The 14158-nt window shown below is 41.5% G+C and carries 17 protein-coding genes and 1 riboswitch; of the genes, 14 read left to right on the forward strand and 3 right to left on the reverse strand.

Features of this window, described 5'->3' with window-relative positions; translation table 11 throughout:
• The first annotated feature begins 12 nt into the window (after positions 1 to 12).
• Genes comGC through V1498_RS06980 form a run of 7 tightly spaced genes read left to right on the forward strand, consistent with a single transcriptional unit; the run spans position 13 to position 2590 of the window.
• Positions 13 to 318: a competence type IV pilus major pilin ComGC gene (comGC, locus tag V1498_RS06950; RefSeq protein WP_409297789.1), complete on the forward strand. Its 306-nt coding sequence runs from the start codon at positions 13 to 15 to the stop codon at positions 316 to 318.
• Positions 287 to 757 carry a competence type IV pilus minor pilin ComGD gene (gene comGD, locus V1498_RS06955; RefSeq protein WP_409297791.1) on the forward strand — a complete coding sequence of 157 codons (471 nt, stop codon included), beginning with the start codon at positions 287 to 289 and terminating at the stop codon, positions 755 to 757. The genes comGC and comGD overlap by 32 nt, the downstream gene beginning before the upstream one ends.
• Complete coding sequence (locus tag V1498_RS06960) at positions 747 to 1082, forward strand: hypothetical protein (RefSeq protein ID WP_409297793.1); 336 nt, start codon at positions 747 to 749, stop codon at positions 1080 to 1082. The genes comGD and V1498_RS06960 overlap by 11 nt, the downstream gene beginning before the upstream one ends.
• Before the next feature lie 22 nt (positions 1083 to 1104).
• Positions 1105 to 1497 carry a competence type IV pilus minor pilin ComGF gene (locus V1498_RS06965; RefSeq protein ID WP_409299183.1) on the forward strand — a complete coding sequence of 131 codons (393 nt, stop codon included), beginning with the start codon at positions 1105 to 1107 and terminating at the stop codon, positions 1495 to 1497.
• Positions 1473 to 1865, forward strand: coding sequence for a competence type IV pilus minor pilin ComGG (gene comGG, locus V1498_RS06970; RefSeq protein WP_409297795.1), 393 nt, complete (start codon positions 1473 to 1475; stop codon positions 1863 to 1865). The genes V1498_RS06965 and comGG overlap by 25 nt, the downstream gene beginning before the upstream one ends.
• A gap of 15 nt (positions 1866 to 1880) precedes the next feature.
• Entirely contained in the window at positions 1881 to 2378 is a 498-nt protein-coding gene (locus V1498_RS06975; protein ID WP_409297797.1) for a shikimate kinase, read from the forward strand.
• A gap of 32 nt (positions 2379 to 2410) precedes the next feature.
• Positions 2411 to 2590, forward strand: coding sequence for a YqzE family protein (locus V1498_RS06980; protein WP_409297799.1), 180 nt, complete (start codon positions 2411 to 2413; stop codon positions 2588 to 2590).
• Positions 2591 to 2755: 165 nt separating this feature from the next.
• Here the strand turns inward: V1498_RS06980 and V1498_RS06985 are convergent, their stop codons facing one another.
• A complete protein-coding gene (locus V1498_RS06985; protein WP_409297801.1) occupies positions 2756 to 2905 on the reverse strand; it encodes a hypothetical protein in 150 nt (49 codons plus the stop codon).
• A gap of 161 nt (positions 2906 to 3066) precedes the next feature.
• Between V1498_RS06985 and V1498_RS06990 the strand changes: the two genes are divergently transcribed.
• From V1498_RS06990 to V1498_RS07005, 4 genes are all read left to right on the forward strand, one after another.
• Positions 3067 to 3927: a helix-turn-helix domain-containing protein gene (locus tag V1498_RS06990; RefSeq protein WP_409297802.1), complete on the forward strand. Its 861-nt coding sequence runs from the start codon at positions 3067 to 3069 to the stop codon at positions 3925 to 3927.
• Between the two features lie 394 nt (positions 3928 to 4321).
• The gene (locus V1498_RS06995; RefSeq protein WP_409297804.1) at positions 4322 to 4633 is read left to right on the forward strand and encodes a hypothetical protein; all 312 of its coding nucleotides are present in this window, start codon (positions 4322 to 4324) and stop codon (positions 4631 to 4633) included.
• Between the two features lie 33 nt (positions 4634 to 4666).
• The gene (locus tag V1498_RS07000; RefSeq protein WP_409297806.1) at positions 4667 to 5443 is read left to right on the forward strand and encodes a ThiF family adenylyltransferase; all 777 of its coding nucleotides are present in this window, start codon (positions 4667 to 4669) and stop codon (positions 5441 to 5443) included.
• Positions 5444 to 5533: 90 nt separating this feature from the next.
• Entirely contained in the window at positions 5534 to 7072 is a 1539-nt protein-coding gene (locus tag V1498_RS07005; RefSeq protein ID WP_409297808.1) for a hypothetical protein, read from the forward strand.
• Between the two features lie 139 nt (positions 7073 to 7211).
• Here V1498_RS07005 and V1498_RS07010 read toward each other — a convergent pair whose 3' ends face one another.
• Both V1498_RS07010 and V1498_RS07015 read right to left on the reverse strand, forming a co-directional pair.
• Positions 7212 to 7997: a YqhG family protein gene (locus tag V1498_RS07010; RefSeq protein ID WP_409297809.1), complete on the reverse strand. Its 786-nt coding sequence runs from the start codon at positions 7995 to 7997 to the stop codon at positions 7212 to 7214.
• The gene (locus tag V1498_RS07015) at positions 7975 to 9663 is read right to left on the reverse strand and encodes a DEAD/DEAH box helicase (RefSeq protein WP_409297811.1); all 1689 of its coding nucleotides are present in this window, start codon (positions 9661 to 9663) and stop codon (positions 7975 to 7977) included. The genes V1498_RS07010 and V1498_RS07015 overlap by 23 nt, the downstream gene beginning before the upstream one ends.
• A gap of 275 nt (positions 9664 to 9938) precedes the next feature.
• Positions 9939 to 10038: riboswitch (glycine riboswitch) on the forward strand.
• Between the two features lie 178 nt (positions 10039 to 10216).
• On the opposite strand from V1498_RS07015, the gene gcvT reads away from it, so the two are divergent.
• From gcvT to gcvPB, 3 genes are read left to right on the forward strand one after another with little or no spacing between them, the layout of a single operon-like run.
• Positions 10217 to 11323: a glycine cleavage system aminomethyltransferase GcvT gene (gene gcvT, locus V1498_RS07020; RefSeq protein ID WP_409297812.1), complete on the forward strand. Its 1107-nt coding sequence runs from the start codon at positions 10217 to 10219 to the stop codon at positions 11321 to 11323.
• A 19-nt stretch (positions 11324 to 11342) separates the two neighbouring features.
• On the forward strand, positions 11343 to 12689 hold the full coding sequence (gcvPA, locus tag V1498_RS07025; RefSeq protein WP_409297814.1) for an aminomethyl-transferring glycine dehydrogenase subunit GcvPA: 1347 nt from the start codon (positions 11343 to 11345) through the stop codon (positions 12687 to 12689).
• On the forward strand, positions 12682 to 14151 hold the full coding sequence (gcvPB, locus tag V1498_RS07030; protein WP_409297816.1) for an aminomethyl-transferring glycine dehydrogenase subunit GcvPB: 1470 nt from the start codon (positions 12682 to 12684) through the stop codon (positions 14149 to 14151). Before gcvPA ends, gcvPB begins: the two co-directional genes overlap by 8 nt.
• The last annotated feature ends 7 nt before the right edge of the window (positions 14152 to 14158 follow it).

Below are 14158 nucleotides of genomic sequence, written 5' to 3' on the forward strand. Positions count from 1 at the left end.
GGGGATTTTAGTATGAATGAAAGGGGATTTACACTTATTGAAATGATGATTGTCCTGCTGATCATTTCAGTATTATTAATCATTACGATCCCGAATATAACCAAAAATCAATCCACCATTCAGACAAAAGGGTGCGATGCATTTCTTCGGACCGTTGATGCCCAGATACAATCATATGAACTGGATAAAAATGCAAAACCGGACAGCATCGAAACCCTTAAAACAGATGGCTACTTGAAGCAGACAAGTTGTCCTGACGGCAGGGCTGTTGTAATAGGAGCAAATGGTGAGGCAGTCATCAAAAAAGAAGATTCTTAAAATCGCAGTCTTTAACCAAAAAGGCTTTACATTCTCAGAGGCTCTGGTTGTCTTAACCATCTTCCTTTTGATTTCCGGTATAGTGCTCAACTTAAAGACGCACCCGCAGGAAACCTTTCAGGCTAAATTATTTATAAGACAGTTCGCTGCCGATATCCTGCTTGCCCAACAATATGCCATGAGCAGCCAGTCAGTTCTGTTTGTGACAATCGATATGAATAGCCGCAGGTACTCGGCGGGAAGCCTGACCGAAAAAATTTATACGAGGGAAATTCCGGATGAAATCGAACTGCATCCGGGGACGCTTGGAATGAAGTTTCATTTTACAGCTTCAGGCAATATCAGCAAAGCGGGAATTCTCCATATAAAATGCGGGAACCGCAGCTGGAAGATGACCTTTCAGCTTGGCAAGGGGAGGTTTTATCTCAATGAACAATAAAGGATATATCTTTGCCGAGCTGCTGGCTTCGCTGGTCATTCTATGCATAATCATTTCTGCCTGGCTGCCCCTTTATTCAAAAATACAGGTGGACAGAAAGGATAATACTCTTCGAATGCAAGCCAGGCATATGCTCGATAAAAATCTGATTCTCTCTGGAAGGGGAGACAGAAAAATGAGTGCTGGCACCTTTTCGATTGAAAATAAAGAATACAATTTTTCAATCCGGGCAGCAGGTGGATTCCCAGGCTACCAGGAGGGGTGCCTGACTTATTTGAATTTCAAGAAAAAGAGAGTGGAGCTTTGTGATTTATTCAAGGAATGACAGGGGGGTTACATTGATCGAAATGCTGTTGTGCCTGATGATTTTATCTGCTGTTTCAGCGCTGGTGCTGAGCTTGTTTGTTTATGTTAAAAAAGATATGGAAGTGAAGGGAAGCATCGATGAGATGGAATGGGAAGTATTCCTTGGACAGCTTAAGAAAGATGCCGCCTCAGCCTCCGGGATACATGTCCACTCCTCTGGGATAACCTTCTTTTTTAAAGACAAGGCGGTCATAGTGGAAAAATATCAGGACAAAATCAGGAGGAGGGTAGATGGTACGGGCCACGAAATCCTCCTGCAAAACATCAGCTCCTTTCAAGCCGTGGTGGAAACAGGCGGGCTGACTATTAAGGCTGGCGATAAAATGGGGTTTTCCATGGAGGGGTTTTTATGGGTGATGGCAGGCGGACCTTGATGGGAGAAAAGGGGAATGTTCTGCCCATGGTGATGGTTTTCTCATTTTTAGTATGGATGGCGCTGATCGCGGCTATATCCCTCTTTGTTTCTGAGAAACAATTCTATTATGAGGCAGAAGAAAAGCTGAAAGCTGATTACATGCTGAGGCTCGGCAGCAGAGAACTGATTAAGATTATGGAACAAAAAGAAGGCCCTGCCGGCAATGGCTTTCTCTTTTACATGCATGGAGATCTTTACTACGAATGGAATCATAAAGAAATCATAGAGGTCCATATGTATGCTTCAACCAAAAGCAATCGCAAAGCCGAAGCTGTATTTAAATATGACCCTGCACTTCAAAAAGTGATAGAATGGACAGAAATATAGCCTGAGGTGTTCATAATGAAAGTCATTTATATTACCGGGTTCATGGGCTCGGGGAAAACAACAGTAGGCGCCATACTCGGAGACATGACCGGCCTGCCTGTCTATGATATCGACCAGGAAGTGATCAAAGCAGAAGGCATGAACATTTCCGAGATATTTGCTGATAAAGGGGAAGCCTATTTCAGACAGCGGGAAAGCGGGATGCTGAGGAGCCTGCCTGCAGCCGATGCCATCATAACAACCGGCGGCGGCACAGTGCTGCAGGAAGAAAACCGGAAGTACATGAAGGAAAACGGAAGGGTAGTCTTTCTCGACTGCAGGATTGAAGAAATCGAGCGCCGCCTGGCAGCGGATTCAAGCAGACCGCTTTTGGCAGGGAATAAAAGAGCGGATCTCCGCCGCCTGTATGAGGAGAGGCTTCCTGTCTACAGGGAGGCGGAAATCACAATTTCCATAAACAGACAGACGGCAGAGGAAGCGGCCGCCGAGATCCTTCAGCGTATAGATCCTTGAGGGTTTGGGCATGCTGTATGCTGGGTGATTGTATGTCAACAAATGATATTATAAAATTCATCACACAGCAGTTTGTCACATTTTTTAACCAGCCGAAGGAAGAGCGGAAGAAGGTGCGGCAGGAGAAGAAACAGTCACGCCCTCCGCTATCTTATAATTGGTTTGGCGTGATTCCGATGGCGCTGTTGATGGTTATAAAAAAGAAGCAATAAAAAGGGGGGCAGGAATGCTGCCCCCTTTTTATTGCTTCTTTTTTTAAAGCAGGGACTAAGTTCTACTTCTTCAAGCTATTCGAAATCATTTGGTAGTTCATAGTTAGATAATATATCTGATAATACAAAAGAGGAGTAATGGTCCAAAGATGTATCTTTAATTATTCAATGTAATGAGCCTGGATCATCTTCTTTGCTAAACATAATTGATGGGGCAGCTAAGTCATTTTGTTTGCCCAAATTTGTATTTATCGCTGTAGTATTGCCAATAGTTAAACTAAAAACAAAACATATAACAAGTATTATTTTTTTCATACAATCACTCCGTAATAAAATTTATAGTAATTTTATCACATGCATTAATGAACCTTTAGACCTATTAAAAGCGAAAAATGAACAAATTTGAGAAAAAATGTCTATATTTTTGTAACTAACAATATAAAATATAAATATAGCTATATATCGGAGGGATAAGTTTGGAATTTGCACTGAAGTTACTAGGCGAAAGAATTAAGTTTCTTCGCAAGGAACAGCAATTGTCTCAAAAGGAGTTGTGTACTGGTATATGTTCGCAGCCCTACCTAAGTGATATTGAAAAGGGCTATACATCACCATCAGCTTTTGTTTTACAACATATAGCTTCCAGGCTAGGAGTTTCGATAACATATTTATTAAATGAAGATGTAGAAGAAGACTATATTAACAACACAATTGAGTTAATCCGAAAAGAAGTTACTAAGCGTGATTATAAAAAAGTAGATGAATTATTGAAATTAGAAAAAAACATTTTTATGAAAAAAGACTCTTTAAGTCAATTTTATTATTGGCATAAGGGGATGTGCCAATTTTATCTCCATGGTAATATTGATGGTTCTTTGGCGATGTATGATAAAGCATTGAAATTAAAAGTTGTACCTTATTATAATTTTAGCAAATTAGAAATTATGATTAGTAAGGCTAATATTTATAAGGACGCTAATTTACATGTAAAAGCAATCGAACTGTATAATTATATAGAAAATTATTTAAAAAGGATTCCAGAAAAGCTTGAACCTAAGATGTATATACGTCTTTTATATAATCATACTAGAGCGTTAAGACAGGTGGGTCAGTTTACGGAGTCGCTAGAGAAATGTATGAAAGGTATAAGATTTTGCTTAGATTTCGATCTAATGTATGGATTAGGAGATTTGTTTTTCCAACAAGGATTAATATATAAACATTTAAAAATATTATCTCTATCAAAAATAGCTTTTGAGAAGGCTGGGTTGGTTTATAATCTTAATGAAAGGATAGATTTATTAAAAATGGTAGATAAAGAGATATCCAATCTTTAATTAAGTCATATTCTTAACCAAACCCCACTGGGGTTTTTTTTTGTCTGACCTTTTAAAGAAATTTTTAAGAACAACTATATCGGATATGAACAATATTGCTATTTCTTAAATATAACTATATCTATTAAAAGATAGGATACTATTAGTAAATATAAGGAAACTGCAGTTTCTAAGTCTTTATAGACTTAATTTCTACGCTTTTTACCTTTTTTATTTATTTATTTTAATAGTAATATTTATTCAAGAGAGGAGGTGAGAAGATTGAAAAAGAAAGGTACTCCAGTGAAAATGGCTGTTTGTATTGGTTTTGATTGGCAAGTTTACAGATAATATTATTAATAAAAACTATAAAATCATTTTTTGGTTTTATAGTTTTTTTTATACAGGAGGAAATATGTTAGAAATTAGACCTTATTTAAAAGTATACATAAATCATAGGACTAAAGAGGTCATTATATCGCGACCGATAACAGATAAAGATAATGGACTCATTTATGAATTAACTGATATTGGTTATGAAATCTTTTTAAATCTAGATAAGCCTATTTCATTAAAAGAATTAGAAATTCGTATATTAACGAAATTTCCGTATGGTGAACAAGAATTTGAAGGAATTATACAATTCTTATTTAGTGAAAAGATTATTACAATAAAAAAAGAACTAGATCACATTAACCCTCAATTAGTTGATCAATACGATCGTTAAATAAATCTATGGTCTGAATTTGAAACAGAAAAGATGTCACGCTATGATATCCAACAAAAAATTATGGATAGCAAAGTGATGATTATTGGAACCGGGACTATAGGTGCTTCTATGGTTATGAACTTAGCCACTTATGGAATTAGCAAGTTCATTTTAGTTGATGATGATGTCGTGGATAAGAGTAATTTAAGGAGACAACCCCATTTTGACTTTTCAGATATAGGTGTGTATAAGGTTGATGCATTAAAGAAAAAGATAAAATTCCGAAATGAAAATACAGTAGTTGTAGGTCTAAAGGAAAAAATAAAAAGTTATCATAGACTCTTAGATATAAGCAATATTTATCCCGATATTGACATCATTATTTTTGCTGGTGACAGCGGAAACATGCAAAGGATAATCAAAAATGATAAAGCCACTTTAGAATACTCTTTAACTCGTTTAGCTGACGAAAAGAATATACCGATTTCATTTACAGGTGGTTATGTCGGGCATACAGGAAGAATATTTCCACTATACATTCCAGGAAAAAGTCATAAATTACAGTGTGTTCTTAAGCAAATTACGCAGGAAGAATCTTCATATGAAGGATATGAACCTTTGGGGAATAATAACTTTATTTTGAGTAGCACAACAGAAATGGCAGGTAACGTAGCTAATGTAGCATCCTTTGAAATTATTAAATATTTAAGCTCAGTTATGCCTATATATTTAATTAATAAAGTAATGTATCTAGAATATTCAAGCTATCAAGCAGATGTATTAGAATGTGCTGTTACAACTTGTAATTGCAGCATGCAACTTGTTTAATTTGTTGGGCTTTTTATGTTCATCACAGTTCATCTAATAACTTTAAATTATTCTAATTAATGAAGGGGATAATGGTTAAGGAGGATAAGCGTGACCAGGAGGGCATTTATTTTACCAATAATAATCTTGATTCTTATAATATTGTCAATTTTTTATGAAAATTTACACTTAGAATTGAAAACACCCAGTAATGGTTGGAGTCGATCTTCTAGTTTGGGAATTAGCACAGAAAAAAAAATGATTCCCTTTAATATTAATGAAGATAAGGTTTCAACAACATATATTCCAGCTAACAAAATTATTTATAAAGTAACATGTAGCCAGCTGTTAGATTGCAAAACAAGTAAAGATATAAATGTTAATGTTCCCGAGAACACTGCATTTTGGATGAACAATAAAAGAGTGATATACCTAGATCGGGGAGTTATATATTTGGTTAATGGTAGTGACAAAAGAAAAATAGCTGACAATGTTACCAGTATTGTAACGAACCAAAATCGTATACTTTATTGGGTGGACCGTCATTTGTTTGAATTAGATCCCATGTCTGAACAAATTAGAAGTTTGTATAAATTTAATTATAATATTACTGAAGTTGCATTTTACCGAGATTCATTTATCATTACTACAGAACCTCAACAAGAGAATTTATTATATACATATTTTGAGCATACTGGTGAAGGTTATAAAATAACCCAGTTCCCCACTTTTTCTTTAAGTTATAATGAGAGCTTACAAGGATTAAAGGTGCAGCGTCAAGATAACAGATTACATATATATATGAATATATTAACTAACTCCCAAGGGAACAAAATCTATACTGTTAAAGAGGTCATATTAAATGTTGAAAATCCAGAAATAAGACCAATAACCAATAAACTAAACTTTATCGATTACAGGAATAATCAAGAATATAACAACCCTAGAAGTATTTCATTGGTCGGAAAAAATTACAATAAGATCTTATTTACAGCTTATGGTTCAAGGGTTTCTAAATATCAGGGTTATAATCTCTATTTAGCAGAAAAAAAGGGGAAAAACTGGATAGCCAAAAGGGTTAGTACGACTAAAAACCTGCCGATTAATCCTTTTGGAATTAATGGAGAAGGAATATTATGGTTGAGTTTTTCTGGAGAGGATTATAGTTTATATGGTGCTTCACCTAAGGCTGGTGTAGTTGCAGAGAGTAAAAAGGTTAGAACAGCAGACGTGAAGAATGCAATATATAATACTATAACGAATTCTTTTGGAAGTATCACTATCTTTTTCTTTTCTATTTTATGGATAATATTACCTTGTGTATTTTTTGCATATATCTTTTTTTCGAAAAATAATCTACTCGAGAAAGAGAATACAAAGTGGCTGGTTTACGTCCCTATGGCTTTATACTTAGTAAGCCAAATTTACACGTTTAATACAAGTTTTAGAATAGATAGCTACATTTATGCTCCAGCATATTTAACATTCCATGGCAGTTTTGTCATCATTCCTACAGTTTTATTTTTGGTTTCCTCTTGTATATTAAAATTTAGTAAGTTATGTGATATTAGCCCCGCCGGGAAATTTGTTTATTTTGCAATAACAAACATCCTATTTATTACTTTGTTAATCGGGTCTTATGTTCTATAAAATCATTTTTAAGACGATTGCTATTTCCATTTTTTCTCGCAGAGGTATCTACTTATGAAAGAGAGGCTGCCTTTTAAGCAGCCTCTTTCTGTTCAATAGTTAATATGGACCCTTTTTATATCGGGTATATTTCTTTATATCACATCGCCTGCTGGCTCAAGTAAAACAATCCGCCATTGATGATTTTTATCGATATTTTCGGTTCATATTGCTCCCGCAGCGCTTCTTTTTCTGTTTCATAGCTTTCTGTCTTTTCCGAGTCCTGATAGAAGTCTTCCAGCAGCTTTAGGTCATTCTCCCATCGCGAACAAGCATCCTCTGCCCAGCTATGGTCATCAAAGGAGAGGCTTGTCCGGATATGGGTGTCTATCCTTGCCAGGCCGCTCTGGGTCTTGATCAGTGGTGAGAGAGTGTAGGAAAAGTCGGGTATCTTCGGCGTGACAGAGAGCTTTAATACCTTGTTATGAAAGTCCTCGTCAATGTTGCCGGATATTAAGTTCACCCCGAGCGAGAGGAAGATGTCCTTCTTCCTGTTGCACTGATACGAAACCTTCACATTCAGCCCAAGCCAGGGGTAGAGCGGATTCTGACTCTGGACTGTGTTTTCTTCATACAGCCTGATATAGCTTGAAAGCTGTTTGGTTGTCTCGAATATCTGGTGCAGGCGGGGAGAGCCGAAATGGATGAACTCCCCTTTAAGGTCAACTGGCGCAAGGGCAGGATCTGTAATAAGTGTAAGCCGGGAAAGCTTGGGTTCACCGCCTGTCTTCTCCAGGTAATGCCAGTAGAAGGGTCGGTTCATAAGCAGCTTATCCTGTTCAATCGTCAGCTCCACTGTTAAATAACCCGGCTTGTTTTCTTCAATCCTGCAGTCATTGGCTCTAAAGTACTTTAGTAAAAACTCATGAATTTCCGCTTGCTGCATCCATCTCACCCTTTTTGATATCCTGGGCAAAGGAGATCATGGAGGACAAATTCTCCATTTTGATCTTCATTTCACCCTCCGTTTTGGAATGGCCTACCACATCTATCAGATAATCCTCGATTTTCCCGATCTCTAGCCGGGTTAATATATCATCAAGCTCCCCGACCACGCGCTCGAATAATTGTATTTTGTCATACAGCAGCTTGAGGATATGTTCTTCGACGGTGTTTTTTGTCGCGAAGTTATAAATCATAACATCATGCTCCTGTCCGAGCCGATGTACACGGCCGATCCGCTGCTCCAGGCGCATCGGATTCCAGGGCAGGTCGAAATTAATAAGATGATGGCAGAATTGAAGGTTGATTCCCTCGCCGCCTGCCTCTGTTGCAATTAAGACTTGAAATTGCTTTTCGAAAAGATCTTTCATCCAATCCTTTTTCCCCCGCTTGAAGCCGCCTCGGAAAGGCACAGAGCTGATTCCGTTGGATTTCAGGAACCACTGCAGGTACATCTGGGTAGCCCGGTATTCAGTAAAAATGATGACCTTATCATCGATTTTCTGAATCAGCTCGAGCGCCTTTTCAGCCTTGGAGTTTTGTTCAATAGAGTCGATCAGCGCATATATAGGCTTCAATTTCTCCTCATAGAAAGCATCCGGGTCTTCGGCCTTCTGCAGCATCTTCTTCAGGGTATAATACACCGATTCTCTGCTTGAGCATGCCTCGCGCTGAAGGGTCAGGGTAGAGAAGGCACTTCCGGCTGACTCGCTGCCATATGGCCTGAAGGCTGATACTGCGTCATAAAGGGCGCGTTCTTCTTCAGTAAAGTCGATCAGGATGGTTTCGACATGCCTTTTTGTCCATTCAATCCCTGTATCTGCACGCCTGTTCCGGATCATCACCTTGTTCACCAGCTCCTTCAGGCGTTCATCCTCATTCAGGCCGCGCTTTTTCTTTTTGTATTTTTCGGCGAAGAGGGCTGCATTGCCAAGATGGCCCGGCTTCAATAAGGATACAAGATGAAAGATTTCATCTACCCGATTCTGGATCGGCGTTGCTGTGAGAAGCAGGCAGAATTTCTTTTTCAGGCTCTGCACAAACTCATAGTTTTTAGTTTTGTTATTTTTCAGCTTATGAGCCTCATCGACAATGATCAAATCATACTGCTGTTCAAAGATAATATCGCGGTGGGGCTGTTTTTTTGCCGTGTCAATGGAAGAAATGACTACATCGTAAGCCTCCCAGACATAGCTCTTCCGCTGTGCCACCGCAGGGATATGGAATTTTGTATTCAATTCAAACGCCCATTGTGAGACGAGGGAAGCCGGCACAAGGATCAGGACCTTTTTAACCAGGCCGCGGATCATATATTCCTTTAGGATCAAGCCGGCCTCAATGGTCTTCCCAAGACCTACCTCGTCTCCGAGAATGGCCTTGCCGTGCATGTTTTCGACCACTTCCCTCGCTGCCTCGAGCTGATGGGGCAGCGGCTTGAGCTGGGGAAGATGCCTTGGGGCCTGCAGGCCTTCAAATTCCGGCACCACCAGCTGTTTTTCCACCTCGACGGCAAGCTTATAAAGTTCCCAATTCGCCCAGGGTCCGTCCTGGTCAATTTTAGTCTGCAGGCCGTTTTCCCATTCTGAATCAAAAGCCACCTGTATTTTCATGGTTTCTGTCTCCTTTGAAGAGAAATGTTCGGTTTTTACTATCTTTTTCTTAGTTAATACTAATATTAAATTGAATTAATAACGTAAAAACGAACTATTTGTTTTAACTTCATAAATGAAAACGGTTTTTTCGTCGCGTTGCATAAAAAATTATTGCAGAAATATAAAAAATAATGATAGGATGAAACTAGCTTTCAAAGTATTTGTACTACTCTTACTTTTTAAGTAACATACATAGCCTTTAGTATGACCATAAATGAATTTAATATAAGCGGATGAAGGCAAGGGGAGAGACTGTATTTCCAAGACGGCGCCGAAGGAGCAAGCTTTTTAATTAAAAGTGAATCTCTCAGGCAAAAGTACTCTTGCTGGACGCGGCTCTGGAGAGCGCCTGCAATATGCCGGGCCACCAAAGGGGAAAGCCTTTTTTAAAAGGGTAAACTTTCAGGTATCAGGACAGGGAAATGACGTTTGAAAGCGGCGTTTCCCTGTCTTTTTTTGCGTTTTATCCTAGGTTTTACTAGTAAACATTCTTTTGACTGGGGGTATTAATTTGTCTGTACTACAAAGAACACCGCTTTATGAGGTATACGCAGACCATGGAGCTAAAACAATCGATTTCGGCGGCTGGGATCTGCCTGTACAATTTTCCAGCATTAAAGAAGAGCATGAGGCAGTAAGAACAAAGGCCGGACTGTTCGATGTATCCCACATGGGCGAAATTGAAGTGAAGGGGCCTGAGAGCCTTCAGTTCCTGCAGAAGGTCATGACCAATGATGTGTCGAAGCTAGTGGACGGTGGCGCCCAGTATACAGCCATGTGCTATGAAAATGGCGGAACGGTTGATGATTTGATCGTGTATAAAAAAGCGGACGGCGATTATCTTCTTGTCGTGAACGCTGCTAATATACTAAAAGATTACGAATGGCTTGAACAGAACCGTACAGAGGACTGCAGGCTGAAAAACATTTCAACAGATGTTGCACAGCTGGCCCTGCAGGGGCCGAAGGCTGAAGCGGTTCTTCAGAAGCTTGCAGGCTCCCAGGATTTGAGTGAGATCGGCTTCTTTAAGTTCAAGGATGAAATGGAGCTTAACGGCATCAAGGCCCTCGTATCGAGGACCGGCTATACAGGTGAGGATGGCTTTGAGATTTACTGTCAGAGCAGTGATGCCAAAAAAGTCTGGAAGGATATCTTAGAAGCTGGGAAAGAAGAAGGCGTCCTGCCTATTGGACTGGGCGCACGGGATACCCTGCGCTTTGAAGCGAATCTGGCGCTTTACGGGCAGGAGCTTTCAGCGGACATCAGCCCGATTGAAGCAGGCATCGGCTTTGCGGTCAATGTGAAGAAAACGGAAGACTTCATTGGAAAAGCAGTCTTGAAGGATCAAAAGGAAAATGGAGCACCGCGCAAACTGGTTGGCGTTGAAATGATCGACCGCGGTATCCCGCGCCATGGCTATCCGGTTTATGCAGACGGCGGACTGATTGGTGAGGTCACAACCGGCACACAATCTCCGACTTTGAAGAAAAATATCGGTCTCGCGCTCGTGAAAAAGGAATTCGCTGCGATTGGGACAGAAGTGGAAATCGAGATCCGTTCTAAAAAGCTGAAAGCTGTCGTTTCGGCTACACCATTTTATAAAAGGCCAAGAGGTTAATAGGGAAGGGGAATATATAATGAAGCATCGATATCTGCCGATGACTGAACAAGATAAAGAGCAAATGCTGAAAACTATTGGCGCTGCTTCTATAGATGAACTGTTTCAGGACATTCCTGAGAAAGTTCGTTTCAAGGGAGAATATAATATTAAACCCGCCGCGCCTGAGTCGACTCTCCTTAAGGAGCTGACGAGGCTTGCTGCCAAGAATGCTGACCTGAAACAGAATGTATCATTCCTCGGTGCGGGTGTGTACGACCACTATATTCCTACCATTGTGGACCACGTCATCTCGCGTTCCGAATTCTATACAGCCTATACGCCTTACCAGCCGGAAATCTCACAGGGCGAGCTGCAGGCGATCTTTGAATTCCAGACGATGATCTGTGAGCTTACCGGTATGGATGTAGCGAATTCCTCCATGTATGACGGAGGCACCGCCATCGCAGAAGCAGCCATGCTTGCGACCGGACACACCCGCCGCAAGAAAATCCTTATATCAAGTGCTGTCCACCCGGAAACAAAGGATGTTGTAAAGACCTATGCAAAGGGACAGTATATCGAAGTGGAAGAAATTCCATACTCTGACGGCGTGACTGATGTCGAGGCGCTGAAAGAAATGATTACGGATGATATTGCCGGTGTTATCGTGCAGTATCCAAATTTCTTTGGACGTATCGAACCGCTTAAGGATATAGAGGAAGCAGTGCATGAGAAGAAGTCGATGTTCATCGTTTCCAGCAATCCTGCCGCACTCGGTGCCCTTACGCCTCCAGGTAAATTCGGCGCCGATATTGTGGCGGGCGATGCCCAGCCATTTGGGATTCCATCCGCATTCGGCGGTCCGCACTGCGGCTACTTCGCTGTTACCAGCAAGCTGATGCGAAAGGTTCCAGGCAGGCTTGTCGGACAGACGGTGGATGAAAACGGCAAGCGGGGCTTTGTGTTGACGCTTCAGGCCCGCGAACAGCATATACGCCGTGATAAGGCCACCTCAAACATTTGCTCCAACCAGGCGCTCAATGCTCTTGCTGCATCTGTGGCGATGACAGCGCTCGGAAGGAATGGCGTAAAGGAAATGGCTGTAAGGAACATCCAGAAAGCTCATTATGCCAAGACCCAGCTTAAGGAGAGCGGCAGGGAAATCGTTTTTGAAGGCCCGTCCTTCAATGAATTTGTCATCAAGCTCGGCCAGCCTGCTGCCGAGGTGAACCGCCGCCTGATTGCAAAAGGAATCATCGGCGGATATGATCTGGGCCGGAGTTTCCCGGAGCTGAAGGATCATATGCTTGTTGCAGTCACCGAACTCAGGACAAAAGACGAAATCGATATGTTCGTGAAAGAATTGGGGGATGGCCATGAATAACCATGAACAAGACCAGCCATTGATTTTTGAATTAAGCACTCCGGGAAGGATCGGATACAGCCTCCCGGACCTTGAAATAGAAGAAGTGGAGCTTGAGAGTATTATACCCGCTGAATATCTTCGCACAGAAGATGCAGAGCTGCCCGAGGTTTCAGAGCTTGATATCATGCGTCATTACACAGCCCTTTCCAAGCGCAACCATGGTGTGGACTCAGGCTTTTACCCGCTCGGCTCATGCACAATGAAATACAACCCGAAGATCAATGAAGCTGTGGCAAGATACAATGGATTTGCGCATATCCACCCGCTTCAGGATGAAAGCACAGTTCAGGGTGCCCTTGAATTGATGTATGATCTGCAGGAGCATTTGATTGAAATCACAGGAATGGACGAAGTGACCCTGCAGCCGGCTGCAGGCGCCCACGGTGAGTGGACGGGTTTGATGATGATCCGTGCCTTCCATGAAGCAAATGGCGACACGGCGCGCACGAAGGTCATAGTCCCTGACTCTGCTCATGGAACAAACCCTGCTTCTGCCACCGTTGCCGGATTTGAGACCGTGACGGTTAAATCCAATGAAGACGGATTGGTGGACCTGGAGGATCTGAGAAGAGTAGTGGGTTCCGATACAGCTGCGCTTATGCTCACGAACCCGAATACCTTAGGGTTATTTGAGGAAAATATCCTGGAAATGGCTGAGATTGTCCATAGTGCAGGAGGCAAGCTCTATTACGATGGAGCGAATCTCAATGCGGTCCTTTCAAAAGCGCGGCCGGGGGATATGGGCTTTGACGTGGTCCACCTTAACCTGCATAAAACCTTCACCGGGCCTCATGGCGGCGGCGGGCCGGGATCCGGTCCTGTTGGTGTAAAAGCGGATCTGATTCCATATCTGCCTGCGCCGATCCTTACCAAGAAGGATGGTCAGTATACCTTGGATTACGACAGACCGCAATCCATTGGTCGGGTCAAGCCTTATTACGGTAACTTTGGAATCAACGTGCGGGCATACACCTATATCCGCACTATGGGCCCGGATGGTTTGAAAGCAGTGACTGAGTATGCCGTACTTAATGCCAATTATATGATGAGAAGGCTCGCGTCCCATTATGACCTGCCATATGACAGGCATTGCAAGCATGAATTCGTATTGAGCGGCAGAAGGCAGAAGAAATTGGGAGTGCGGACATTGGATATCGCCAAGCGCCTGCTTGATTTCGGATATCATCCGCCGACCATCTACTTCCCGCTCAATGTCGAAGAATGCATCATGATTGAGCCGACTGAAACAGAGTCAAAGGAGACACTCGATGCCTTCATTAATGCGATGATCCAGATTGCAAAAGAGGCCGAGGAAAATCCTGAGATTGTACAGGAAGCGCCGCATACAACGGTGATTAAACGATTGGATGAAACACTTGCAGCCCGTAAGCCGGTCCTGCGTTATTCCAAAGAAGGATAAAGCATCT

The sequence above is a fragment of the Paraperibacillus marinus genome (assembly GCF_046237605.1).
GTDB classification, from domain to species: Bacteria; Bacillota; Bacilli; order Bacillales; family DSM-1321; genus Paraperibacillus; species Paraperibacillus marinus.